The organism is Bradyrhizobium algeriense, assembly GCF_003062295.1.
Classification (GTDB): Bacteria; Pseudomonadota; Alphaproteobacteria; order Rhizobiales; family Xanthobacteraceae; genus Bradyrhizobium; species Bradyrhizobium algeriense.
This window is the reverse complement of the sequence record NZ_PYCN01000244.1, coordinates 1-478: the sequence shown is the minus strand read 5'-3', so window position 1 is coordinate 478 and position 478 is coordinate 1. Positions and strand designations below refer to the sequence as shown.

The 478-nt window shown below is 48.3% G+C and carries 1 protein-coding gene; it reads right to left on the bottom strand.

Going from position 1 to position 478, the window contains the following annotated elements; genetic code table 11:
• Positions 1-77: 77 nt before the first annotated feature.
• Positions 78-478 (bottom strand): serine hydrolase (locus C7G61_RS43335; protein WP_145963864.1); only part of this gene is annotated, 401 nt, incomplete at its 5' end.

Sequence of the window (478 nt, the reverse complement as noted above, 5' to 3'; positions counted from 1 at the left end):
AAGCTTATCGATGATAAGCTGTCAAACATGAGAATTAAATCAATCTAAAGTATATATGAGTAAACTTGGTCTGACAGTTACCAATGCTTAATCAGTGAGGCACCTATCTCAGCGATCTGTCTATTTCGTTCATCCATAGTTGCCTGACTCCCCGTCGTGTAGATAACTACGATACGGGAGGGCTTACCATCTGGCCCCAGTGCTGCAATGATACCGCGAGACCCACGCTCACCGGCTCCAGATTTATCAGCAATAAACCAGCCAGCCGGAAGGGCCGAGCGCAGAAGTGGTCCTGCAACTTTATCCGCCTCCATCCAGTCTATTAATTGTTGCCGGGAAGCTAGAGTAAGTAGTTCGCCAGTTAATAGTTTGCGCAACGTTGTTGCCATTGCTACAGGCATCGTGGTGTCACGCTCGTCGTTTGGTATGGCTTCATTCAGCTCCGGTTCCCAACGATCAAGGCGAGTTACATGATCCC